This is a genomic window from Streptomyces sp. NPDC001852, from assembly GCF_042891825.1.
Taxonomy (GTDB): domain Bacteria; phylum Actinomycetota; class Actinomycetes; order Streptomycetales; family Streptomycetaceae; genus Streptomyces.
The window spans coordinates 1-23,451 of sequence record NZ_JBIATN010000063.1 but is presented as its reverse complement, the minus strand read 5'-3'; the positions used below and the strand labels follow the sequence as shown (position 1 = coordinate 23,451).

The window sequence follows — 23,451 nt, the reverse complement described above, 5'->3', positions numbered from 1 at the left end:
CGGCAGGCGCGTCGTCGGGTAATTTGTCTGACCCCCTGCACGGCGTGGTCGCGGTTTTGATTGACCCCGCCTGTCGCACGTCGCATCGCTCCATGTGGCCCGGCGCCGCGAAGGAATGACCGGCAGCCGAGCACGGTCCTGCCGTCACCCCATCAAGGGCTGGAGAACAACGACCCCCATAACCGCATGTCCGACGAGCAGCCCCATCCCACCCGCCGTCACCATCCGACCGACGGCGAGCCGGTCAACGCTGCCCAGAACCACCGACAACCATCGGAAATACCCCGCTTGACACACTCCGCCCCTTCAGGAATGACAATTGCTCCTGCAATAGACGGCAGCTCCGGCACCGCATCGCTGCGGTGCCGGAGCTGCAAGAGCGGGCGTACGGGTAGGGGCGGGCACTAGGTGCGAATCATGAAGTATCCCCAGCTGCTCCACGTGGGCAAGTTGGCTGTATCGGTGTCCTGCGGATTGGACTCCGCCCTGACACGGAACCGGTCGCCGACCGGCCCGGTGTAGGAGAACGAGTAGGTCAAGCTGCTGGTCGCACTCAGGCGAACGCAGCTCAGGTCCTTCGAGGTGTGCCAGGATCTGGAGTAGTAGTGCTGCACGAGCAGCCGCAGGCATGCTCCCGGCTTGGCGGGGGCGACGCTCACCGTGTACTTCTGCTTCGCGGTGTGGTGGTAGACCGGATACGACGTGCTCCCGTAAAGCGCGGTCGTGTAGTAGCCGCTCAGCGAACCATGAACCGATGCGTGGACGCCCACAGATTTGGTGACGGTGGTGGCGAAGTAGTTGAAGCTGCTGGCAAACACCGCGGTGAACGTCGTGGCTCTGGTGGCCTTGTAGCTCACGGCGAGGTTGCCGGAAGAATCGACGGTGCCCGATTTCAGCAACTGCTTGGTGGCGCCAGCAGGCTGAGCATAAAGGGAGACCTTGCCACCCGTGAAGCCCACGCTCAGGTGCGCAGTGACCTTCGCGGTGGCGCCGTAGGTGTAGCTGCCGGCGTCGGTGCCAATGCTGAGCACCTTGGCCACGCGTATCGTCGCGGTGGTGTCCGACGGCAGGTGGTCAGCGTCGCCGGAATATCGCACGTGATAGGTGTACGTCCCTGTACCGGGCGGCGTGTCCCGGAAGGTGAAGCGGCCGTCGGATGTGAGGGGTGCGTCGGGAAGCACGACACCGCTGGGATGTGCCGCGTCCGCGCGGCTGATGTGGATCACGGCGCCGGCCGAGAAGGGGAGTGCGCTGCTCACGCCGCCGCTCTCGGGGAGGGCGGTTCCCGTGTTGAGGATCAAGTTGGGGTATGTAATGCCCATCGAGGTTTGGGCTGCTCGCGGCCGCAGTAGCTCGTGCAGCCGCAGTGTGCCCATGGTGTCGATTACCGACAACAGCCGGGAACCGTCGGGAGTCCATGCAATGTCCTGCACCGTGATTCCGGTGGACTGGAAGTCCGGGAAATCGTAGGTCCGCAGCCTCTGCGTGCCTTGGGGCTGTTCGGTCACGACACTCTCGTGAACCAAACTACCCGTGCCGTCCCAGCCCTCCACGGCCATGGTCCCGTCTGGAGCGAATGCGAAGCCATCCAACGACCAACCCCGGGGGAAGGAGCTGTAATCGGTATCTCTCGAGAGGTCGGTGAGTCGCAGGACGCCGTTGACGTCGGTGGCCACCCCCTGGCCGTCGGGCGTGATCACGAGGCGGGATGACCAGACGCCGGGGGCATGCGCCGTGATCCGGGGCGTGCCAGTGGTGACATCGAGGACGTCGAGCTCCGGCTGACCGGCCACCTTGAAGGACGCCGCCAGGGTGCCCGGCGCTTTCGGGCTCGACTGCACGGTGTATCCCTGACCCAGTTCTGTGCGGGCGGCCGGCGCGGCCGGATCTGCGGGATCGAGAGAGCCGAGCCCACCGCTGTCACCTTGCGTATAGGTGAACCAGATTCTCCCCGCGCTGAATGCGAGCGAGGTAGGGACGGGACGGTCTGCAGTTCCGGCCTGCCCGCCAGTGTCGTAGCGGGCGACTTCCGAGAGCGTTGTCGTGTCGATGGCTGAGATCGCGCCCTGGCCCGGCAGCAGCGCATACAGAGTGCTGCTGTCCGGCGACAGCGCCAGGGTGGTTGCACTCGGCTCGTCTGCGATCTCGCCGATCGCAGTACCGGACAGGTCCGTGACGAGGATTTTGTTGTCGGTGCTGCCACCGCTGAGAAAGAGCCGATCATGCACTGTATCGACTATCAAGCTGTCGAAGCCGGCCATGGGGAGCACCGTGCCGGTGTCATCCTCCACGGCTGCCGCGGACCCGGCCACCACCAGATTTGCCGCGAGCAGCACCAACGCCGTCACGACGCCAAGCCGCACTCTCTTCACGTGCCCCCCTGAACTGCACTGTTGGTGCGAGCAATCTAGAGCATGCACATGACTGCCCATACAGGGAGGGAGGTGGCGGCATGAGCCGACCGACACGGGGCCGGCCTGGGACCCGTCGTTCCTCCAGGTCAGCAGTGCTGCGTGACCGCATATCGAAGGACATCGAGACGCCGCACTCATCACAGGTCGATTGGTCAGCCGATGGCGCTATGCCGTCAGCGGGTTGATATTCGATGGCGATCAAGGCGGCGTCGTCGTCGAGTCGGCCGCCGACGTGGTTGAGAAGGTCGCCGCGGAGGTGGTTGAGGAGTGCCTTGGGATGGCGGTGGTTGTGGTGGGTGAGTCGTTTGGCGAGCGGGTAGAACTCGCCGTCGGTATTGCGGGCTTCGATGGCACCGTCGGTGTAGAGGAGGAGGGTGTCTTTGGCGCGTAGGGCGAAGGTGTCGAGGTGGTAGGTGGTTTGCGTCAATGCGCCCAGTCCCAGCGGGGGCGCGGGTTGGCCGGGTTCCAGGGTCACGACGTCGTGCGCTCGTAGGAGTAGCGGTGGGGGGTGTCCGCAGGTGACGCTCCGCACGAGGGGCTCGGCGTCGGTGATTTCGACGAGAGTGGCGGTGACGAACGCCTCTTCGGTCTGTTCGGGGCTCACTGCTTCGGATGCGTTGCTGCGGACACTTGAATCCAGGTAGGCGGCGAGTTCCGGCAGCGTGGTCAGCCGGCGGGCGGCGTCGCGGAACGTGCTGATGGTGTGGGCAGCGATGCCGACCGCCGCCAGGCCCTTACCTCGAACATCGCCGATGATCAACCGTGTCCCCGTGGGCGTGCGCACGGCGGCGTAGAGATCTCCGCCGATGCGTGCTTCATCCTCTGCCGCCAGGTACGTCGAGGCCAGGCGAAGGGGGCCGAGTCGGTGGGGGAGGGGAGGCAGTATGGCGCGTTGCGCGGCCTCGGCGACTGCGCGCAACTGGACCAGCTTTCGCTGTCCGTGTTCCGTCAGGTACCGGGCGATCACGACGGCCACCGAGGTCGCAAGGAGGGCAGCCGCCTGTGGCGGGTTCACCGATTGGCGGACCAGGAAGATGGCCATCAAAGCCGACACGGTCACGATGGCGACAAGTGAGGTCACCCGGGAGCTCGCGTACCAGGAAGTGAGTACAGGCACCGTGATCAGCAAGTCGCCGAGATGAACTGCGCCGGGCACCTGAAGATCGATGAGTGTGATCACCAGAATGAGCAGCAAGGCGACTGTCATCACGGATCGTGGTTGCGGGCAGGTGCGCGAGTGAACGAGTGACGGCCTGGCTCGGTGATGCATCAGGTGTGGCTCCTGCACGCAACCTGGAGCCGTACACGCAGGGTCGCGGAACGTGAATGCCATGTGCTGCTCCGTCTCTAAGGGATCATATCCTCGGTTCTGATGGTTCTATCAATTAAAACGGACATATGCGGGCATGCGGGGTCATGTGTGGCAGGTCACAAGCGTTGTGGATGCCGGCCGTGCTTGATCAGGGCGAGTCTCCGCTGGGCAGGGACGTTCCGCGGCTGGGGTGACGACTGACCCGCCGTCCCTCGTGGTGCACGGTACCGAGCGGGCGGAGCCGACCGCCTCAGCCACGACGCGTTGCCTCGCGGTTCGCGGCCATCGGCAGGGTCACCTACCAGGGTGTTCAGCCCGCCGACATGCGCGCCGAGCTCGTCGGGATCAACGGCGGCGCGGGCATCGTGTTCAGCGCCCCGGACCGGGTGATCGCCGCACACGGCAGTGACCGGGCGCCAACCACGTCGGGCGCGAATAGTCACATCCGGTTACCCTTCCAATACGAAGGGTGGTGTGTGGCTCATGGTTACGCGGGGATTCACAGGCCGTCCTCGACGCGCGGAAGGCGCGGTCCCTCCGGGCCAGTACGTCACCGACGACTTCCCCGTGCTCACGGCGGGGCCGACCCAGCATGTACCGAACCGGGCGTGGGAGCTGGTGGTCACCGACGGGACCACGGAGAGGACCTACGCATGGGAATCGCTTCGCGGTCTGGGCGTAGTGGACCTGACGACTGATATCCATTGTGTCACGCACTGGTCCAAGCTGAGGACGACCTGGCAGGGTGTTCCGGTGGCGGCCCTGCTGGAGGACGCGGGGGTGGCCGACGAGCCCTACGCGCTGGTGTCCTCCTACGGCGGCTACACCACGAATCTCCTGGTCGAGGATCTGGTGGACCGCGACGCGATCGTTGCGGTGGGCTACGAGGGCGGTCCCATCCCCGCCGAGCACGGCGGGCCGGTCCGGCTGCTGGTGCCGCACCTGTATCTGTGGAAGTCCGCCAAGTGGCTGCGCGGGATCCGTGTGATGCCCGAAGACGAGCTGGGATTCTGGGAAACCGCTGGCTACCACCACCGCGGTGACCCGTTCCTTGAGCAGCGTTACTACGGGAGCTGACCGATCAGCCATGCCACCGCGACTGCGACCTGTCCAAGGCTGGCGAACCGTCACCGTCGCCGGTACAACCCGTGAAACCGCCTCCGCGCGCAGCATCCGGTTCACCGTCGCCGACTGGCCGGGCCATGTGGCCGGCCAGCACATCGACGTCCGGCTCACCGCCGAGGACGGGTACCAGGCCACCCGCAGCTACTCACTGTCCTCCGCGCCCCACGAGGCGCCGCAGATCACCGTGGAACGCGTGGACGACGGCGAGGTGTCCCCGTACCTGGTCGACATCGCCACTGACGGTGATGTCCTGGAGGTCAGGGGACCGGTAGGGGGCTACTTCGTGTGGGAGCCCGACGACGACGCACCGCTGCTCCTGGTGGCCGGCGGCTCCGGCATCGCGCCGATGCGCGCGATCTGGCGTGCCGCCCGCGCTCACGGCACCCCCGTGCGACTGGTGTACTCCGCGCGTACGGCCGATCGGGTCATCTTCGGCGACGAGCTGAGCAGTCCCAGCGGGCCGGAGACCACCGTTCGGCTCACCCGGGAACGGGCGCCGGGATTCGAGTACGGCCGACTGAGAGCCGATCAGCTGAGTGCGCTGCTTGGTTCCGGTGGCGTTCGCGAGCCGCGGCTGCGGGTTTACGTGTGCGGCCCGACCACATTCGTGGAGGACACTGCCCGCGCACTGACCGACGCCGGCGCGGACACTGATCTGTTGAGGACAGAGAGGTTCGGATAGGAGCCCCGACGTGAACGCAGAGGAAGACCCCCTCTCGGTGCATCCAGAGGACGGCCACGTGGACGGCAACGCCGTCGCCGGAGCGTTGTCGCTGGTCCTGGGCCGGGAGGCAAGCACCATCGTCCTGGAGTGCGCCGCGTGCGGCGATCGGCACCGCGTCGCCGAGACCCGGGTCTACCTGCGCTGTCCCGGCATGGTGGTGCGCTGCCCAGCGTGCTCGGAGTGCGAGGCGCTGCTCGTCGACCGACCCCGCGGGCTACAGCTCACGCTGATGTCGATCCGTACCTTGCAACTGCCGTGACCCCCTGCTCCGCCGCATGACGACCGAGAGGCCATACCCGGCGAACGTGCCGGTTGTGGTCGCGGGATGGGCGTGCTTCCCGGCCGTATCCGGCCCGCGCATCTCAACCGATGACCTCCCCCGTGGCAAGCTCTTCGTCGCACTCACTGCTGACAGCACCGGCGGGCCCTTTCAAACTCTTCGACGACTGAGGTCACACTCGGGGGATGAGAGAGCTCAAGGGTGTTGATGCCGGGACGCCGCATGCGCAATTTCTGGCGACCGAGCACTGGAGTTTGCTGGCGACGCGGAACATGACGTGGCAGGAGATCTTCAGCCGCACCGGGACGTATCTGACGGTGCTGTCGGCCGCGGTGGTGGCGCTCTCGCTGGTGGCCAACGCGACCCGGTTCGGGTCCGGATTCACGACGTTCGCGTTGCTGGTGCTGCCAGTTGTCCTGCTCGTCGGGTTCGGGACGTACTTCCGCCTGATCGAGGCGGACATCGAGGACACCTGGCTGATCATCGGCATGAACCGGCTGCGGCACGCATACGTCGAGCTCGCACCGGAGCTTGAGCCGTACTTCATCGCGAGCCACCACGACGACCCGCCAGGGATCTGGACGACCTACAGCTTCCGCCGCCGGCTCGGGGTGACGCACTGGCTGTCCGGCTCACCTGTGGTCGTCTGCGTCATCAACTCCGTCGTCACCGGCGTATTGGCCGCGGTCGTCTGCGAGGCCGCCGGCGCCGGGGACACCCTGCGGAACCTGGTCGCCTCCGCCATCGCCATCCTGACCGCGGTCGTCCTCGGGTTCCTTGGCCTCCGCAAGGTGCACGAGGTCTCCCGCAGCTATCGGCCACGCTTCCCCAGTGACGAAGCACGACGGTCGGCGGGTTGAGGCGGCCTGAGCCCGGGTAGTCGGCCGCATGGTCGGCGTCCCGCAGATCGAAGCGCCGACCGTACGGGGCGGTCAGGCACGTGACCAGCGGCTCGAGGTGCTGGTCGGCTGCCAAGGCGCGCGAGGCGGTGGTGGAGACCACGCTGCTCGGTCACGGTCCAGGAACGGGCCCCGGCAAGCCGCTCGACCTTCCTCGCCCATGCCTCGGCCACAGCCGCCCGCGACCAGCCCGAGTATCGCGAACCCCGCGCACACCAGACCCGCGACCAGCAACTTCACGATGCGCACTGCTCATTGGGAAAATCAGTAGGTCGCGTTGCCGGGTGGGGTCAGTGCCGTGCGTGCGGCCGCGGCGGGGGGCCGGAGTGGGCAGGCGGGGTGTCAGGTGGCGGTGGTCTACGTCGTCTCCTGATCGCGCTGGTAGGCGGCGAGGAGGAACAGCCAGATCTCGCTGACCGTGGGGAAGGGAGCGATCGCGTGCCTGAGCCGCTTGAGCGGGATCTCGCCGGCGACCGCGATAGTCGCCGAGTGCAGGAGCTCGCTGACGCCGGGGCCGACGAAGGTCACTCCGAGGAGCACTTCCCGGTCAAGGTCGACGACCAGCCGGGCGTGGCCCTGGTAGCCGTCGGCGTAGAGGTTGGCGCCCTGGGCAGCGTTGAAGTCAAGGTCGACGGTCTTGACGCGGTACCCGGCGCGCTCCGCCTGCTCGGCGCTCAGCCCTACCGCGGCCGCCTCGGGGTCGCTGAAGAAGACCTGGGGTACGGCGTGCTGGTCGGCGGTGGTGGCGTGGTCGCCCCAGGGCGTGTCGTCGAGCGGGCGGCCGGCGGCACGGGCGCCGATGGCGTCGCCTGCGGTCCGGGCTTGGTATTTGCCCTGATGGGTGAGCAGGGCGCGGTGGTTGACGTCGCCGAGGGCGTACAGCCACTCGCCGTCGGCGCCCTGTACCAGGCAGGTGGTGTCCACATCGAGCCAGGAGCCGGGGGTGAGGCCGACCGTGTCCAGGCCGATGTCGTCCGTGGCGGGCGTGCGGCCGGTGGCGCACAAGACCTCGTCGGCCTCCAGCTCGCCGCCGTCGTCGAGGGTGAGGGTGACCGGCCCCTGCGGGTCCGGGCGGCGCACGGCGGTCACCTGGACGCCGATCCGCACATCCGCGCCCGCCTCGCTCAATCCCTGAGCGACCAGTTCGCCGGCGAAGGGTTCCATGCGGGGGATCAGGCGGCGCCGGGCGAGCAGGGTGACCTGGGAGCCGAGGCCCTGCCAGAGGGTGGCCATCTCGATGCCGACTCCGCCGCCGCCGATGATGGCGAGGCGAGTGGGCACGGTGCTGGATTCGGTGCCCTGCCGGCTCGTCCAGGGACGCGCCTCGGCGATGCCCGGGATGTCGGGCAACGCCGGTCGGCTGCCGGTGGCGATGGCCACCGCGTGCCGAGCCGTGAGGGTCTGCCGGGCGCCGTCGTCACGGGTGACGCTGACGCGTCGCGGCCCGTCGAGACGGCCGTGGCCACGGAAGAGGTCGGCTCCGATGGACTTGAGGAACAAAGCCTGTCTGGTGTCGTCCCAATCGGAGACAGAGCGGTTGCGACGGGCGAAGACGCCATCGGTGTCGACCCGACCGGTGACAACCTGCCGGGCACCGTCCACGCGCCGCGCGTCGGCGAGCGCGATGACCGGCCGCAGCAGCGCCTTACTGGGCACGCACGCCCAGTACGCGCAGTCACCGCCGACCAGTTCCCGTTCCACGACCGCTACGGAGAGGCCGGCGGCACGGGCGCGGTCGGCGACGTTCGCACCGGCCGGGCCTGCGCCCAGCACGACCACGTCGTAAGGCACTCCTGTCTGGGCTTCGTGCGATTCGCTCATGTTCTTTCTCGCATTCCTGGGAGGGCCTGACGACGGTCGAGGCGGCGGTGCTGCCCGTCGGGCCTGGTGGGTCGGGCCTGGCCGGGGGCTCCCCTACCGGGCCAGGGCGCGTGGGTCAGGCGTCGGTGTGCGGGGTGACGACCGGCCATTCGATGTCGGTATCGGCGAGGACGTTGAAGTAGTTCGTAAGGATGTTCAACACCGGATTGCCCGCGACCTCGGCGATCTCGGCGTCGGTGATGCCCACGGCCCGGGCAGCCCTGAGCTGCGTCTCACCGATGTGGCAGCGGGCAATGGCCTCGGACAGGTCCGGAACTGCGGCGGCGTGCTGGTCGGCGGACTCCGCGTGGCGGGCACACTCAAATCCCCCGGCGCCGTATGCCCCTATGCAGGTGTGGGCGGAGGGACAGCAGGTGCAATTGTTGTACTCCGCGCTGGCAATCGCCAGCCGTTCCCCGACCGGGACCTGGGCCGGCTCGCCCGGCCGATACGTCGTCCGGGACACCGGGACCACCGGCGAACACGCCGGTCCGAGCTCACCCACAACACGTTCCTTGAGGATCGTCTGCCCCGCTGCCAGCCGATCCGCTCCACAATCACCGTCGCCGGCATCGTCGGCGTCTCCCGCAAAAGCTTGCGGATCTGCACCCTGACCGCGTCCACCGCCGAGCCCTTCAGCGGACGCTCGTACTTCGGCGGCCGGCCGGCGCAGACCACGGTCTGCGGCCGGCCCTCCGGGACAGATGGCCCGATGTCGCATCAAAGGTATGCCACGCCGTAGTTGGCGGCCCACTCATGCTTCAGGTCATCCTCGTTCGCGTGGCCGAACGTGTACGCGGGAGAGTCCACCCGCAGCACCCGGTCCACCCTGATCAGTACGGCCTCGTGGCACGGATGGATGGGATCGCCGTGGGTGTTCAGCACCCACTGGCGGGACCAGTCGTACACCGGGTCGCCTTCCCCGCGGATCTCGGCTGTTCCCTTGAAGCGGTACCCCCGCCGGAGCAGGAAGTCGATCACGTTGACCTCAACCCGCGGATTGTGCCGCAGGTTCTCCACCGTATTGGGCGAGGCCATGTTCATGAATACCAGGTGATCGTCGTCGTAGACGCGTACGGACCCCTTCGGGGAGAGGTTCGGAGAGCCGTCCTCGCAGACCGTCGCAACGAACGCCAGCTTGGCGCTGGTGACGATCTGCCGCATGTCCTCAGTGATCATTCCCATCGCTCGCCAACCTTTCCTAACACGTCTGCGTGCTCCGACCTCGCCGTCACGACGCAGCCTCTTTCGAGTGCCACAACAGGCCGATGGCCTGGTCCGGCCGATGCCCCGGCGCTCGCTCTGCGCTGTCGCGCGGGCTTCCCGATCGCGTTGGACGCCCCCGGGCCGACCGCCTGATGTGCGCCGCGCCTGGTGGGTACGGCCGCGCACGCGGCCGTCCCGTGTCCGGCGGGTGCCATGAGGCGGCGTCAGGACCGGGAGACACCCCGTCGTGGATGTGCTCAGGTGAGCACGATCTTCTTGCCGCCGGCCTGCCCGGCGGACACCCGGGCGAAAGCGGCCGGCCCCTCATTCAACGGGAGCGCTTCCACGTGCTGCTTCAGCTTCCCTTCCACGACCGCCTCCGCCAGATGGGCTAGCTGAGCGGCATCAGGCCGGACGTAGAGGTCCGTGCTGGTGATACCACGCTCTCCCTCTGGCGCGTCCGAGGTCAGCGACACCAGACGCCCATCGTCTCGTACCAGCGACAGCGCGGCCTGCGCCGTACCAGCAGCAGCGATCAGCGCGCCATCGAAACCACCACGAACCCGACCCGCCCAATCCGAGTCGTGGTAGTCGACGACCGCCAACGCACCCAGACCACGCAGGCGCTCAGCAGCCGAAGCGGACGCCGTCACCGTCACCTCGATCCCCCGAGCAGCAGCAATCTGCAACGCCAGCACACCGGTCGCCCCACCACCATTGGTGATCAGAAGCCGTTGCCCCTGGCTGAGCCCCAGCGCCTCCAGCGACTGGTACGCCGTGAGCCCGGCAACCGGCAGCGCCCCCGCCTGCACCGGATCCAGCCCCGCCGGGCAGATCGCAGCACTGGCCGCAGTGATCAGCACCCGCTCAGCCCAGAAGCCACTGCCACCGGGCAACGGCGCCTCATGCGCAAGCACCCGGTCACCCACAGCGAAACGCTCGACATCAGGACCCACAGCCACAACCCGGCCCACGCCCTCTACACCCAGCGCCGCCGGCGGACGCAGCCCCACATCCCAGCCCGCACCGTTCAGCAACCGATCCCACGGACCGACACCGGCCGCCTCCACCTCCAGCAGAAGCTGACCAGCACCAGGAGCCGACGGCTCAGGCACCTCCAGGAGGACGACGTCCGCATCGGGTCCGGACACTCCGCTTGCCTTCATGGTTTTCCCTTTCAGTCGCTCCGGCCGACGGTAGGTACAGGCCGGCCGCCATATCTTCATTCTTGGGTTTCGATGCTCAGCTGGGCGTACCGACCGAGCTGGCGGAGGGGATGTCGATGTCGGTCTGGTTGACGTTGTTGAGAAAATTGGTCAGCAGGACCTGCACTGCGACCGTGACGATCGCCAAGATCTGCGGGTCGCTGTAGCCCGCGCCGCGCACAGCCGCGAGGTCTGCGTCGCTGACTCGCCCGCGGCTCTCGACCACCCGTTGAGCGAAGCGAGCGGCTGCGGCGCGCTTGGGGTCGACGGAGCTCCCGGCGCGAGCCAGGTCGATGTCGTCGCTCGACATTCCGCTGAGTTCGGACGATACGTACGTGTGAATCGCCAGGCAGTAACCGCAACCGTTGGCCTCCGAGACCGCGAGCGCGATGGTGTGCCGCGTCTTCGCGTCCAGAACGCGACTCATGGTGCTCTGCAGCGTCACGACGGCGTCAAGAACGGTCGGGTTCGACGCGATGGTCTTGAACATGTTCGGGACGAAGCCGAGCTGTGCGCCAATGTTGTCGAGGATGCCTTGCGCTCCCGCGGGGACATCGTCGGAAGAGGGAACGTTCAGTCGTGCCATAGCAAATCAACCTCCGGTAGGCGTGCGAGCAGTCGCCGAGCCCAGGTCGGGCCGAACACTTTTTGGGCTTGGCAGCCCACTTCTCAGAGCTAACATCGCCCAGGACTGGGCTGTCAAGCCCACTCTGCGGTATCGTGCGACGTATGGAAGCCACGACACGAGCTCGGGTGCCGCGCAAGCTCACGGACAAGGGCCAGGCGACGCGTACCCGGATCCTGGAGCATGCCGCGGAACTCATCTACACGAAGGGTGTCCACGCGACGAACAACGAGCAGCTCCGTCGCGCAGCCGGCGTCAGTGGGTCACAGCTCAACCACTACTTCCCGACCAAGGAGAGTCTCGTCCTGGCAGTCATCGCCTGGCAGGCCGATCGCGTCCTCGCATTCCATCGCAGCGAGCGATTCGCCTCCTTCAATGATCTCGACGCATTTCGGGAGTGGGCGGATTTCTACGTCGGCTACGAGCGCGCCTACCAGGAAGGCTGCAGCCTTGGCTCCCTCGCGAGCGAGATCATCAAGACTGACCTCGACGTTCACGATGAGCTCGCGAGGGCGTTCGATCAGTGGCGGGACATCTTCCGCGACGGGCTCCAGCACATGCAGCAACTCGGCCGCATCAGCACTGACGCGGATCCGACGCAGCTGGCCAATCTGCTTCTCTCCGCATTCCAAGGCGGCAGCCTCCTCGCTCAGGTCGCTCGGGACATCACCCCGCTGAAGGACGCGTTGCAGGCAGCCATCGACTACGTGCAGACCTTCGTGAGGTCTCCCGAAGTCGACGTACTGCAGGTTCGCTAGCTGGCGACGGTCTGAGACGGCCCATCGAAAATCCGAGTAGACCCGCAATCGACCATCGTCGACGAGTGCCAAGAGGGCGCAGGAACCTCCGACGGCCGCAGCGAGCCGGGCCAGGACAACCTGCTGCAGTTCCTGCTCGGTGGCGGCGCTGAACAGGGCGGAGGAGAACGCGGTCATCCCGTCGGCGCGCTCCCGCTCCGCGTTCGCCTCGGCCAGCGTCTCTTGGCGGCGTGCCTCGGACTGGGTGTCGTCGCGGATCACCGCGAACGCCCGTTCGGGTCGGCCGTATCCCAACTGGATCCGACGGACCTGGCCTGCGAGAACACGCCTCCCATCGTGCTCGGTGAGGAATCGCGACCTGATCCACGGCGACTGGGCGGCGGCCGGGCGCACAAGCCGCTGCACGTCCTTCCGGTCATCAGGGTGCACTCGCCTGATCATCTCGGACCGGGGCACCGACGCCTGCGGGAAGAGCGCGGCCAGGGCGGGTGCGCCACCCAGCCACTCCACCTGGTGCTCATCGGGGGAACACATGCAGAGGCCGAGGTCGGCAGCCTTCGCCGCAAGCTGGAATGGGATCAACAGACCGCCGAGGTCGTGTCCCGCGTCCAACGAATGCACCCACACAAGCCGCTCGCCGCTCGAGGAATCCGTCACCGCTCGCGCCTCGACGAGGCAGACCACACATGCGGTGCTCGTGCCCGGAAACTCCCGCACACGCATCGCAGCCTCTTCGTCGTGGCCCCGTGTGTCAGCAGGCCCTCAGCCGACATGCGCTGGTCCTCGGGGAGGAGATCAACGAAGCCGTGACCCACGCACTGTGCCCACGGCCTGCCCAGTTGAGTGGCTATCGCAGCGTTGAGGGAGCGGATGACACCGTCCAGGGTCAAAAGAGCCGACGGTGTATCCATCTGAAGAAGTTCGTCCGTATGTGCCGCAGAGCAGGTCGCGTCCACCAGCAGCGGCATGCGACAGGGCGCAAAGCAGGACACCAGCCGCCAGCAGGCTACCTGTAGGGAGGCTGCCGCTGTGTCGGAATCATTCCGTGCGCTGCAGTGGTGGAGCGATGCGATCATCAACCTCGACGCGCTCCAGGACGGTGCCTCGACCGGCTCGCCCGGACAGCGTGGGATGTAACGCGCATGCGTATCGCGATGCAGACGGCACCTGAATCCAGCGTTCCGGCCGGGTGTATGTTCCAGGCCGTCATTTTTCGGATTTCTCGACACGTCTTGTGCCGCTTGTGTCGCGCGGTGGCGCGTCGGCCGCGCCACCGGGCATGTAATCCTCAGTCCGCAGCATCGGTCAGGCACTGGCCGATCGGGTCGCAAAGATCTGCCACGAGCTCCGGTATCGGCCGCTGTCACCGGAAAACGCAGCCGGCCGATCTGGACAGCGCCGGTCGGCGGCGTGCATCGATGGGCGCGTGTCGCTCACGGACGAACGCTGATGATCGTCTTCCCGGTGATCCGCTCGGTCGGATTGAAGGCCGCAACAGCGTCATCGAGGGTCGAGACGTTGCCGATGTTCGTCCGCAGCCGTCCGTCCCGCACCCGCTGGACGAGCTCACCCAGTTGGGCACGATCGGGCACGACAACGAAATCGATGGCCAGGCCGTCCGCTGGACGCACCTCAGGCGGGCCGGCGATGGACACCAACGTTCCTCCGGCATGGATCACGCCTGCGGACCGGTTCCCGATGTCTCCGCCGATGACATCGAACACCAGATTGACTCCGCCGACGTCTTCCAGGGCGTCGTTCTCGAGGTCGACGAACTCCCGCGCGCCGAAGTCGAGCGCCGTCTTTCGATCCGCGGTACGTCCGGTGCCGATGACGTAGGCGCCGGCCTCTCGTGCGAGCTGCGTAACCACCGCCCCGACTGCGCCGGCCGCGCCATGCACGAGGACGCTCTGCCCCGCCTGAAGGCGGCCGTGCTCGAACAGCCCCTGCCATGCGGTCAGGCCCGGCATCGCCAGACTCGCGCCCACTGTGAAGTCGACGTCGGCCGGCAGCGGCGCGAGGTTACGCGCCTCGATCGCCACATACTCCGCCAGGGTGCCGCCCCTATGCCCGTCCGCGAGGCCGAACACCCGCTGTCCCACCGACAGCCCCGTCGTGCCATAGCCGAGAGCGGTGACCACTCCGGCCAGCTCTTGCCCGGGAATCGACGGGGTCCGGTCGCGGCCGAAGCGATCGGTCCAGGTCGAGGGCCACGTCAGCTCACCCGGAGTGAATCCCGACGCATGAACCTCAACGACGACATCGTTCAACGCTGCCTGCGGCTCGGGCCGCTCCGCCAGCGTCATACCGGCCGTTCCCGCAGCCTGATCCGTCACCACAATCGCCTTCATCCGGCGCCTCTCTGCATCCAGTCCACGCCTGCACGGCCTTCTCGGTTCGACAGTAATAGCGGCGCCAGCCCTCGGCCTCTTACCACGCTGATCTATAGGGAGTGGGGCACGAAGGCGTCGAGGAACAAGCGCAAGACCGCCGATGGCGATGAAGGACTACTCGGACGAGTTCAAGGCCGATGCTGTGGCCTTGTACGAGTCCACTCCCGGGGCGACGTACAAGAGCAGGAATTGTCGGCGGCCCTGCACATCGGTAGCGCCGCCGCCTTCACCGCCTGGCGCGTCGGCACCCACACCGCGACTGCCCGCCTGGTCGGCGGCAGCGCCACCGGCAGAGCCTGCGCCCTGTACCTGACAGCCATCAGCGTCCACCACTGACCATGCGATCAGCGCTCGTGTCTTCCGGGTGGTTTGTCCCCCACGGGCTTGGTCGGCCAGGGTGGCCGGGGAGACGCGCAACAGGGTCTGCGCACTGAACAGATTAGTGCGCACTTACTCGGTCTCGGCTGCGCAGAAAAGACTTCACTACCCAGGTCATAGCCTCGGGCACTGAACTCTTTTTCATCGTCCGACACGGTGTTGAACAGCACAAAAGAGTTCAGCAGCGCAGAAAAGAGTTCAGCATATAGTTCAGCAGCGCGGTGAACTGTTCAGCACCCTAAGGGATATCTCTGGATGTTTCGACCCGCTTAGGTCGTCGCGGCCGCGTCCCGGTGATGGTGGCACCACTGCCAGGCGAACTGGTTTGCGGCATTCGGAAGTGCAGCCGTGCGGGCGAAGGTTTCCGGCCTGGCCCACCCATGTTGAGGGCAGTAAGCACACCGACGTCGCCACCCTCGAAGACGCTCCGCGACGCCGGACAGCGTGTCGCGGACGCGTTCGGCCAGGTCGAGATTCTCGTCCAGAGCCCCGCGGAAGGCGTCCACCCCGTGCAGGTGCAGGGGAAGCCAGGCCCGCAGACCGCGGATCTCGTGGGTCAGCCCGGGCCCGAGGTCACCGGCGTCCGGGACGCCCCCGACGCCTGCATGTCCTGGAGGTAGCTGCCGGTGCCGTCGTGCGCGGCGTGCAGGCCGGCGATGTCACGGACGACCATGGGCGCCGGTGCCGAACGGCATGAACAGGGGCAGCGATCGTCAAGGCCCCCCTCGCGCGGCCGGCCGCGGGTGCGGCAGCCACCGATCGTGACCGACGGTCTGTACTGACGACGCTCCGGCCGGCTGAGCGGAGCTTCTCGACTCCCGTCAGGCGGGCGCCGGTACCCGGTCCCGCTGTACGACCATCATGGCCAAGTCGTCGTTGAGCAGCCCGCCCGCGTACGCCCGAACGTCGGCGGTGATCTCCCGCAGGAGCGGCCCTGGGGCGCGTTCGGCCCACCTCTGTACGCGTTCGGCGAGCGGGTAGAAGGTCCCCTCGCTGTCGCGCGTCTCGGTGACACCGTCGGTGTAGAGCAGGATCCTGTCCCCGTCCTGGAAGGGGAAGGTCGCCGCCGTGTACTCGGTCTGCGAGATGGCGCCGAGGCCGAGTGGTGGGGCGGGTTGGGACACATGGAGAGCCGTGGGGGTCTCGGCCGCATGGCGCAGCAGCAGGGGCGGCGGATGCCCGCAGCTGATCATGTGGACCACGGGTTCGTCGTCCGGGATGTCGAGCACCACGGCGGTCACGAAGCGTTCGGCGGCGTCGGGGTCGGATTCCGAGAACTCCGCGAGGCCCCAGGAGACCGCATCCTCCACGTAGGCGACCAGTTCCGTCAGCGGGAGCTGACGGTGGGCCGCGGCACGGAAGGCGCCCAGCACGATCGCCGTGTCGCTGATCGAGGCGAAGCCCTTGCCGCGGACGTCTCCGATGATCAGCCGGGTGGAGTGGGAGGTACGGGCCGCGGCGTAGAGGTCGCCGCCGACGTAGGTGTCGGCATCGGCGCTGTGATACTCCGCTGCGAGCGACACTGCTCCGGCCTGTTCCGGGAGCGGGCGCAGGACGACCCGCTGGGCCGTGTCGGAGACGGTCCGCGCCCGGACGAGTTCCCGCTGGTACCGGTCCCGCAGATGGGTGAAGGCAACCAGGAGCATGCAGAGCGCGGTGAGGGAGCCTAGTTCCACCAGCACGTTCTCGGTGCTCAGGACCCGGCGCTCCGCCCCGGCGGCGATCAACGCGAGCACGGAGAGAGCACCGATCAGTGCCGTGGGCCGCGGGCCGGTGCCGATGGCGGTCACCGCGGTGGCGACGACCAGCAGATGGGCGAGGTGGATGTCAGGCGGAAGGAACGCGTCGGCCACCGGAATGCAGATGATCAGGAGCAGCGGGGTGACCACCCAGAGCGGGCGCGGTGCTGCCCGCCACCAGGCCTGCAGGGTCCTGTTCGCCTTCGCGGTGGTCGCAGCGCTCACGTCTTGCTCCCATGCATGGTGCCGGGGATCACGGCCTGTCGTGCACGAGCCGCATCAGCCACCCGACCGGGCATTTTCCGTTCTGCCAGAGTGGACGGCTGCGGGCATGAAGTGCCGTCTGCGTTTCCTGGATCCGCGATCCACGTTGTTCGAGGTGTCAACCGCGTGAACAACAGGGATATTCCGGATGGTGCACCGCAAGGATGACAGACCTCTACGTGACCCTGCTTCGGCCCTCGACACCGTGAAGGCGTTCCTCCGGTTTCCTGCGCTGCCACGGAGAGCGATGTCACTGGGCGCCGAGCACACCGGGACGGGGTCCGTCGACAGATGTGATCCCTGCTCTGCCAACCTCGTGGTGCTCCGCGCTTGACTTGGAGCGCTCCAAGTTATCGATACTCGAATCATGAACGAGGCACGAGCACTCCGAGGGCGGCACACCGAGGAGTCCGCGACGGACAGGGTCCTGAGCGTTCAGGAGGTCTCCCGGATCACCGGGCTGAGCGGCTGGACGCTGCGGTACTACGAGAAGATCGGCTTGATCGACCCCATCGCCCGGGACGCCTCCAGCGGCCATCGCGCCTACACCCGTACCGACCTGGCCCGCATCGAATCGCTGGCGCACCTGCGGGCTGCGGGGCTGGCGATCGAGGAGATGCGTGCGCTGATGGCGGCGCGCGGGCACGCGCCCGAGACCGTCGCCATGAAGATCGGGATGCTCGCTGCCCACGGCGAGGCGCTGGAGGAGGAGATGCGGCGCCTGGCCGCCCGCAAGCACTACATCGACAACCGGGTCGGCTACTGGCGTGCCGTCCAGGCCGGTGACGACGCCGAGGCCGAACGCCTGGAGGCCCAAGGTCAACTTCTCGGTGAGCAGTTGAGCTGACCTTTGGCGTCCGGGACCCGGTCCGGCCGCTGCGAACCCCTCCATCGGCAGGCTCTCGACCGCCCTGCCTGATTCCCGACCACCCGCTTCCGCGCCCCGCTGCCGGAAGCCGTTCAAGGATACTGTCATGCGCATAACAAAAGCGGACCGGGTCGGGCGCCCGACCGGGCCCTGGAAGGTGTTCGCCCTGGTGGCGACCGCGCAGTTCATGGTGGTGCTGGACACCGCGATCATCAATGTCGCCCTGCCGGTCATCAAGCGCGATCTGGACTTCGGTGACAGCACCATCCAGTGGGTCGTCACCGCCTACGTCCTGGCATTCGGCGGCTTCCTGCTGCTGGGCGGGCGACTGGCCGACCTGCTCGACCGGCGCCGCACGCTGCTCATGGGGATGGCGGGCTTCACCGTGGTCTCGCTCCTGATCGGAGTGAACTCCTCTGTGCCGCTGCTCATCGTGCTGCGCGGACTGCAGGGCCTGGCCGCCGCCGTGATGTCCCCCGCTGCCTTGTCCACGGTCCTGACCCAGTTCCCTGAAGGGCACGAGCGCTCCCGTGCACTGGGCTTCTGGTCCATGGTCGCCACCGGCGGAGCAGCCGTCGGCCTCCTCCTGGGCGGCGTACTCACCCAGTACGGCTGGCGCTGGAACTTCTTCATCAACGTCCCTGTCGGGGTGATCGTCCTCGCGCTCGTACCCCGCCTCGTCCCCGACCACCGACCCGGAAGCCGGGACCGCAGGGGCCTTCCGGATGCTCCCGGCGCGGTACTGGCCACCGCCGGGCTAATGGCGGGCGTCTTCGCCTTCAGCCAGGCGCCCGAGTGGGGCTGGGCCAACCCGCTCACCCTCATCTGTTTCGCGGCCTGTGTGATCCTGCTCGCCGCCTTCGTTTTCAACGAGCGCCGTGCCGCCGATCCACTGGTGGACCTCGGGATCTTCACGATCCGCAACGTCTCGGGCGCCAACGGCATGATGGCAACGGTCTTCGCCGGCAACCTGGGCATGTTCTTCCTGCTCACCCTGTACATGCAGGACATCGAGCACTACAGCGCCATCCGCACAGGGCTGGCATTCCTGCCCTTCCCTGTCATCCTGGGCCTGGTCTCCACCCGGATGGCGGGCCTGGTCCGCCGCTTCGGCTTCCGCCGCTTCCTGATCATGGGGCCCGTCCTCGTCATCATCGGCATGCTGTGGGTCAGCTTCCTTCCCGTCCACGGCAGTTACGCCGTCCACGTGCTGCCAGGACTGCTGGTGATGCCGCTGGGCTACGGCATGAGCTTCGCCCCCATGTACGCCGCCGCCACCGCCGGCACCCCTCAGCGCTTCGCCGGTGTCACCTCTGGCCTGATCGCCACCTCACAGCAGGCGGGCGGCGCACTCGGACTGGCCGTCATCTCCGGCACCGCCGGCACCGTGACCGCCTCGCTCACCCACGACGCCCTGCCACAGGCCCTGACCTCCGGCTACAACGTGGCCATGGCCGTCGCGGCCGGCATCACCGCAATCGCCGGGCTGCTCGCGGCCCTCGTGATCCGCACGCCTCGCCGCGCGGACACACCGGTTGAACCATCCATCCCCGGACCCAGCCCCCAACCCGCATCCACCCGTTCCTGACCGACCATCCCACTTCGGCCGCCCGGACCCACCCAGCACTCAGGCCACCAGGACCGTCGCCTGCCATAATCAAGCGACCGCAAAGCAAGGGGCGGCCCGGCAACCCCGGTGGGGCGCCGTCAGCCGGCCCCACACGCCCTCCCCAGAACGGGAGGGCCTGATGCCCAACGGGACACGGCGCTGTCTGTCCATGCTCAGTGAGGTCTTTCAGCGCTGCCGCTCCAGGGTGAGGACGGCCGCGGCGATTGACGTCATTCGGTTCGGGCTGCACCTTGATCTGCGGAAGATGCGCCAGGACTTCAGTCGTGCCACGCCGCGCTCGACCGGTGCCCGCGCCGCGGACAGCGCACGGTTGATGGTTTGCTGGGTCGGTGTGAGTTCTCGGCCCGGCGGGCGTCTGAGGGATGTTGTCACCCACGGGCCGGCGCCCATGTAGGCCCTGTCGGCGAGGATCGGGACGCCTTGGCGCTCACAGATCCGGATGATCCGGTGGGTGCGGGCCGCCGTCAGGTCGTGAGCGCGGCCGGGTAGTGCAGGCGAGATCCACAGCAGCCGCCCCGCCGGGTCGGTCACCACCTGCATGTTCACTCCGTGCCGGCGGTGCTTGTGGGAGTAGTCTGCGCGGCTGTCGCCGACCCGGTCGCACTCGGCAAGGGTGCCGTCCAACAGGACGTAGTCCGGGTCGGCTTCGCGCAACGCGCGCAGGAGGCCGGGCGCGCGATCGACGAGCAGACCGATCACCGCGGCCGTGTAGGCGTGGGCGGTGCCGATCGAGATTCCGAAGCCGGCCGCAAGCTGCGCGAGAGTGATGTGCTGGCGCAGGTACACCAGACCGACCAGAGCACGCTGGTGCGGTGGGAGCTTGCAGCGGCGGTCACCCTCGCGGGTGACGATCAGCATGGTGACCCACTCGACCAAGGGCTGTCCCGCAATTGATCTTGTGTGCTCGTGATAGCCGGGCGGCCGTCCGATCAGCGGGCCTGGCGAAGGTTGTGCAGGTGGGCGATCCCCAGGATCGCGTAGTGGACTCCGTCGCCCTTGAGTCGGCAGTCGCGAAGGACCTTCCAAGCCTTCATGCGGGCGAAGACGTGCTCGACGCGGGCCCTGACTTGCTTGTGGGAGCGGTTGTGCTCCTGCTTCCATCCGCACAGTTCGCCGCCCGCAGGCCGGCGATGCGGGACCACCAGGTCGGTGCCCTGGTAGCCGCCGTCGGCGATGGTCGTGGTCCTGCCGACGGCTGCCCTCGCACCCGATTCTGCCCACGCCTTGCAGTCGTTTTGGTTGCCCGGCACTGGCCGTCCGACCACGACGACCAGCCGTCCACGACGACCAGCCGTGTGTCAGCGTCGACGACCACTTGGTGGTTGGTCGAGTACCTGTGGTTCTTGGACCGCTCGGCGATGCTGTGATCGCGAGTAGGCACCAGCGTGCCGTCGACGATGAGCACGGTGCCGGCGTGGAAGCGCTGCCGCTGCTTGAGCGCCAGTAGCGGCCCGGTGTGGTCGATGATCCGGTCGGCAGACGACTTGGAGATGCCGAACAGCGGGGCGAGCTGCCGCAACGTCAGGTTGGTCCGCCAGTACGCGGCGACCAGGAGCACCCGATCTTCCAGCGGCAGTGACCAGGGATGCCCTCGGCGAGTCCGATCGGCGCCTTCTCGGCGCAACAGCGTGACCAGCTTTCGGAAGTCAGCGAGCGCAGCCCAGTGAACGGGGGTATCCAGGACGGTTCCGCTGCCGTGATGACGCTAGCCACAGCGGGATCTTCTCAGGGCGGACCGGGCCCTGACCGCTCACATGGCCAGCGCGGCATGCCGCGTCGACGCAACGCTCAGGTCGTATCACGCTTCGCGGCGGACGGAGAGGGCGGTTGCTCGTCCCGGCTCTCCGAGGTGAAGGCGTCGCGGCGAACGAGGGTCACCGACAGAGGAAGGCCCAGCCGCTCGGCTGCGCGGCGCCGGACACGCACCTGAGCTCGGGTCCTGGGTCGGAAGGAGGGGAGCCGCGAGCAACCGCAGCCAGGGCGGTGATCGTAGGTCAGCCCCTCCGCGAGCACGGTCGCAACGACGGACCATGCCTTCGCGTCGCGTCGCCGGGGCGCGGCGAAGTCGTAGCCGGCGAAGACGAGCTGTTCACGACAGCCAGGACAGATGCGCTTCCGGATTGGCCATGTGCTGCCTTTGAAGGAGAGCCGGCACGCGATGCACACGTAGTGCCGGAAGGCGCCGTTGAACGCGTGGTAGCACATGGTCCGACAGGGTACGCATCGTCCGCGGGCGGGCCCAACCGAATTCCTGGTGCCCGATCTGGCCAGCCGGCCGCTCGGACAGTGTCGCTGAACCACACGAAGGGTGTGGACGCGAATAGCGGGACAGGCCTCAGGGCATGAGGCAGGTCGAGTGCGGCAGGATAGAGAACCAACAAGGCTCCTGCGCCAGCGAGTTGAGACGTCGAACACCTCCCTCAACGGCACGGGAGCCTTGTCCGTTGCGGATACCTACGCCGTCACCCGATCAGTGGCCGCGCTGAAAGACCTCAGTGTCCGGAGAGCGTGTGGGAAACACAGGATCACGTGACCAGGACATCTGCGTCGACGGACTGCCCGAACAACACAGCAGAACTGCGGTGTGTGCGGCACCTGATGCGGGAGGCAACCGAGATGGACATCATCCGGGCGGTCGACCACGACATTGCGACGGCAATCTGGCCCGACGAAGTCCAGCGCCCACCGAGAGCGGAGCGTTCGGAGAGCCCGAAAGCCTGGGCCCGCCTCGGAGTCAGCTCCTCGGCTGGGCCGCAGCGTCGCCGGAAGGACAAGCCCCGCCTGGTCGGGTAGCGTGAAGAGGAGGCCGATGCTATCCGAACCGATCGTCGTGTCCCATGGCGACGTTCACCGGTTGTCCAGGTCATGGGGGCGTCGCCACGGGTCGTGTCGGATGAACTGTGGGAGCGGATCGAACCGCTGTTGCCGAGGAGGGAGCGGCGGTTCCGGTATCCGGGCCGCAAACCTCTGCCGGACCGGGAGGTACTGTGCGGCATTCTGTATGTGCTGCACACCGGCATCCAGTGGGAGTACCTGCCGAAGGAGCTGGGCTTCGGTTCGGGCATGACCTGCTGGCGGCGGCTGAGGGACTGGAACGAGGCTGGAGTCTGGCAGAGGCTGCACGAGGTCTTGCTCGCTGAACTCAACGCGGCTTCGAAGTTGGACTGGTCTCGATGTGTCGTCGACTCCTCCCACATCAGGGCCCTGAAACGGGGGCGGCACACGGGCCCGTCACCGGTCGACAGAGGCCGGGCAGGCTCGAAACACCATCTGATTACCGACGAGCACGACACCCCGCTCGCGGTCCTGCTGACCGGCGGCAACCGGAACGACGTCACTCAGCTGCTGCCTCTGCTCGACGCGATTCCGCCGGTCCGCGGCCGGGTCGGCCGCCCCCGCCGAAAGTTCGACTCGCTGTTCGCCGACCGCGGCTACGACCACGACGTCTACCGCGACCGCGTCCGCGAACGAGGCATCGTGCCCGCGATCGCCCGCCGCGGTGCACGCCACGGCACAGGGCTGGGCACCTACCGCTGGGTGATCGAGCGGAGCTTCGCGTGGTTGCACGGCTTCCGACGTGTACGGATCCGATGGGAACGACGGGCTGACATCCACGAGGCGTTCCTCAAACTCGCCTGCTGCCTGATCACCTACCGGCAACTCAGCTCAGTGTGTTAGAAGGCTTCCGCTTACCAATCAACGGGCTTGTCTGGTCGAACAGGGGTCCTGATCGGGTGATCGCGGCAGAAGCGGCGCATGCAGGCAGGGCCT

General features: G+C 67.4%; 21 protein-coding genes and 2 pseudogenes. 10 read left to right on the top strand and 13 right to left on the bottom strand.

Annotated elements, in window-relative coordinates; translation table 11 throughout:
* Nucleotides 1-404 precede the first annotated feature (404 nt).
* Together ACFYZB_RS45510 and ACFYZB_RS45505 are read right to left on the bottom strand one after the other, a co-directional pair.
* Complete coding sequence (locus tag ACFYZB_RS45510; RefSeq protein ID WP_388767824.1) at nt 405-2,348, bottom strand: hypothetical protein; 1,944 nt, start codon at nt 2,346-2,348, stop codon at nt 405-407.
* Nucleotides 2,281-3,609, bottom strand: a complete 1,329-nt coding sequence (locus ACFYZB_RS45505; protein ID WP_388767822.1) for a PP2C family protein-serine/threonine phosphatase — start codon at nt 3,607-3,609, stop codon at nt 2,281-2,283. The genes ACFYZB_RS45510 and ACFYZB_RS45505 overlap by 68 nt, the downstream gene beginning before the upstream one ends.
* 380 nt (nt 3,610-3,989) lie before the next feature.
* On the opposite strand from ACFYZB_RS45505, the pseudogene ACFYZB_RS45500 reads away from it, so the two are divergent.
* The 5 genes and pseudogenes from ACFYZB_RS45500 to ACFYZB_RS45480 all read left to right on the top strand — a co-directional run.
* Nucleotides 3,990-4,121 (top strand): annotated as a pseudogene (locus ACFYZB_RS45500) (RNA polymerase subunit sigma-24); the annotation flags it as partial.
* A gap of 88 nt (nt 4,122-4,209) precedes the next feature.
* Nucleotides 4,210-4,803 (top strand): molybdopterin-dependent oxidoreductase, encoded by a 594-nt coding sequence (locus ACFYZB_RS45495; protein WP_388767820.1) that lies wholly within the window; start codon nt 4,210-4,212, stop codon nt 4,801-4,803.
* 10 nt (nt 4,804-4,813) lie between these two features.
* On the top strand, nt 4,814-5,533 hold the full coding sequence (locus tag ACFYZB_RS45490) for an FAD-binding oxidoreductase (protein ID WP_388767818.1): 720 nt from the start codon (nt 4,814-4,816) through the stop codon (nt 5,531-5,533).
* A 10-nt stretch (nt 5,534-5,543) separates the two neighbouring features.
* Nucleotides 5,544-5,834, top strand: a complete 291-nt coding sequence (locus ACFYZB_RS45485) for a DUF6510 family protein (RefSeq protein WP_388767815.1) — start codon at nt 5,544-5,546, stop codon at nt 5,832-5,834.
* Between the two features lie 206 nt (nt 5,835-6,040).
* Nucleotides 6,041-6,715: a hypothetical protein gene (locus ACFYZB_RS45480; protein ID WP_388767813.1), complete on the top strand. Its 675-nt coding sequence runs from the start codon at nt 6,041-6,043 to the stop codon at nt 6,713-6,715.
* Nucleotides 6,716-7,111: 396 nt separating this feature from the next.
* On the opposite strand, the gene ACFYZB_RS45475 is transcribed toward ACFYZB_RS45480, so the two are convergent.
* The 5 genes from ACFYZB_RS45475 to ACFYZB_RS45455 all read right to left on the bottom strand — a co-directional run bounded on the left by ACFYZB_RS45475 (nt 7,112) and on the right by ACFYZB_RS45455 (nt 11,611).
* Nucleotides 7,112-8,575, bottom strand: coding sequence for a dihydrolipoyl dehydrogenase family protein (locus ACFYZB_RS45475; RefSeq protein ID WP_388767811.1), 1,464 nt, complete (start codon nt 8,573-8,575; stop codon nt 7,112-7,114).
* Nucleotides 8,576-8,690: 115 nt separating this feature from the next.
* A complete protein-coding gene (locus tag ACFYZB_RS45470) occupies nt 8,691-9,119 on the bottom strand; it encodes a hypothetical protein (protein ID WP_388767809.1) in 429 nt (142 codons plus the stop codon).
* Between the two features lie 215 nt (nt 9,120-9,334).
* The gene (locus ACFYZB_RS45465) at nt 9,335-9,799 is read right to left on the bottom strand and encodes a pyridoxamine 5'-phosphate oxidase family protein (RefSeq protein WP_388767807.1); all 465 of its coding nucleotides are present in this window, start codon (nt 9,797-9,799) and stop codon (nt 9,335-9,337) included.
* A gap of 278 nt (nt 9,800-10,077) precedes the next feature.
* Entirely contained in the window at nt 10,078-10,986 is a 909-nt protein-coding gene (locus tag ACFYZB_RS45460) for an NADP-dependent oxidoreductase (protein ID WP_388767805.1), read from the bottom strand.
* Nucleotides 10,987-11,062: 76 nt separating this feature from the next.
* Nucleotides 11,063-11,611, bottom strand: a complete 549-nt coding sequence (locus ACFYZB_RS45455) for a carboxymuconolactone decarboxylase family protein (protein ID WP_388767803.1) — start codon at nt 11,609-11,611, stop codon at nt 11,063-11,065.
* A gap of 143 nt (nt 11,612-11,754) precedes the next feature.
* On the opposite strand from ACFYZB_RS45455, the gene ACFYZB_RS45450 reads away from it, so the two are divergent.
* On the top strand, nt 11,755-12,408 hold the full coding sequence (locus tag ACFYZB_RS45450) for a TetR/AcrR family transcriptional regulator (protein ID WP_388767801.1): 654 nt from the start codon (nt 11,755-11,757) through the stop codon (nt 12,406-12,408).
* A 653-nt stretch (nt 12,409-13,061) separates the two neighbouring features.
* Here the strand turns inward: ACFYZB_RS45450 and ACFYZB_RS45445 are convergent.
* Together ACFYZB_RS45445 and ACFYZB_RS45440 are read right to left on the bottom strand one after the other, a co-directional pair.
* The gene (locus tag ACFYZB_RS45445) at nt 13,062-13,319 is read right to left on the bottom strand and encodes a PAS domain-containing protein (RefSeq protein WP_388767829.1); all 258 of its coding nucleotides are present in this window, start codon (nt 13,317-13,319) and stop codon (nt 13,062-13,064) included.
* A gap of 522 nt (nt 13,320-13,841) precedes the next feature.
* Nucleotides 13,842-14,759 (bottom strand): NADP-dependent oxidoreductase, encoded by a 918-nt coding sequence (locus ACFYZB_RS45440; RefSeq protein WP_388767799.1) that lies wholly within the window; start codon nt 14,757-14,759, stop codon nt 13,842-13,844.
* A 231-nt stretch (nt 14,760-14,990) separates the two neighbouring features.
* Here ACFYZB_RS45440 and ACFYZB_RS45435 point away from each other — a divergent pair, with 231 nt between their 5' ends.
* Complete coding sequence (locus tag ACFYZB_RS45435; protein ID WP_388767797.1) at nt 14,991-15,137, top strand: hypothetical protein; 147 nt, start codon at nt 14,991-14,993, stop codon at nt 15,135-15,137.
* A gap of 863 nt (nt 15,138-16,000) precedes the next feature.
* Here the strand turns inward: ACFYZB_RS45435 and ACFYZB_RS45430 are convergent.
* A complete protein-coding gene (locus tag ACFYZB_RS45430) occupies nt 16,001-17,143 on the bottom strand; it encodes a PP2C family protein-serine/threonine phosphatase (RefSeq protein WP_388767795.1) in 1,143 nt (380 codons plus the stop codon).
* Nucleotides 17,144-17,549: 406 nt separating this feature from the next.
* On the opposite strand from ACFYZB_RS45430, the gene ACFYZB_RS45425 reads away from it, so the two are divergent.
* Entirely contained in the window at nt 17,550-18,029 is a 480-nt protein-coding gene (locus ACFYZB_RS45425; protein WP_153546466.1) for a MerR family transcriptional regulator, read from the top strand.
* A gap of 127 nt (nt 18,030-18,156) precedes the next feature.
* Entirely contained in the window at nt 18,157-19,638 is a 1,482-nt protein-coding gene (locus ACFYZB_RS45420; RefSeq protein ID WP_388767792.1) for an MFS transporter, read from the top strand.
* 207 nt (nt 19,639-19,845) lie between these two features.
* Here ACFYZB_RS45420 and ACFYZB_RS45415 read toward each other — a convergent pair whose 3' ends face one another.
* From ACFYZB_RS45415 to ACFYZB_RS45405, 3 genes and pseudogenes are all read right to left on the bottom strand, one after another.
* Nucleotides 19,846-20,538, bottom strand: a complete 693-nt coding sequence (locus tag ACFYZB_RS45415; RefSeq protein WP_388767827.1) for a transposase family protein — start codon at nt 20,536-20,538, stop codon at nt 19,846-19,848.
* A 71-nt stretch (nt 20,539-20,609) separates the two neighbouring features.
* Nucleotides 20,610-21,393: pseudogene (locus ACFYZB_RS45410) on the bottom strand (transposase).
* Nucleotides 21,394-21,468: 75 nt separating this feature from the next.
* Complete coding sequence (locus ACFYZB_RS45405) at nt 21,469-21,885, bottom strand: hypothetical protein (protein ID WP_388767790.1); 417 nt, start codon at nt 21,883-21,885, stop codon at nt 21,469-21,471.
* A gap of 660 nt (nt 21,886-22,545) precedes the next feature.
* Here ACFYZB_RS45405 and ACFYZB_RS45400 point away from each other — a divergent pair.
* Complete coding sequence (locus tag ACFYZB_RS45400) at nt 22,546-23,358, top strand: IS5 family transposase (RefSeq protein ID WP_388767788.1); 813 nt, start codon at nt 22,546-22,548, stop codon at nt 23,356-23,358.
* Nucleotides 23,359-23,451 lie beyond the last annotated feature (93 nt).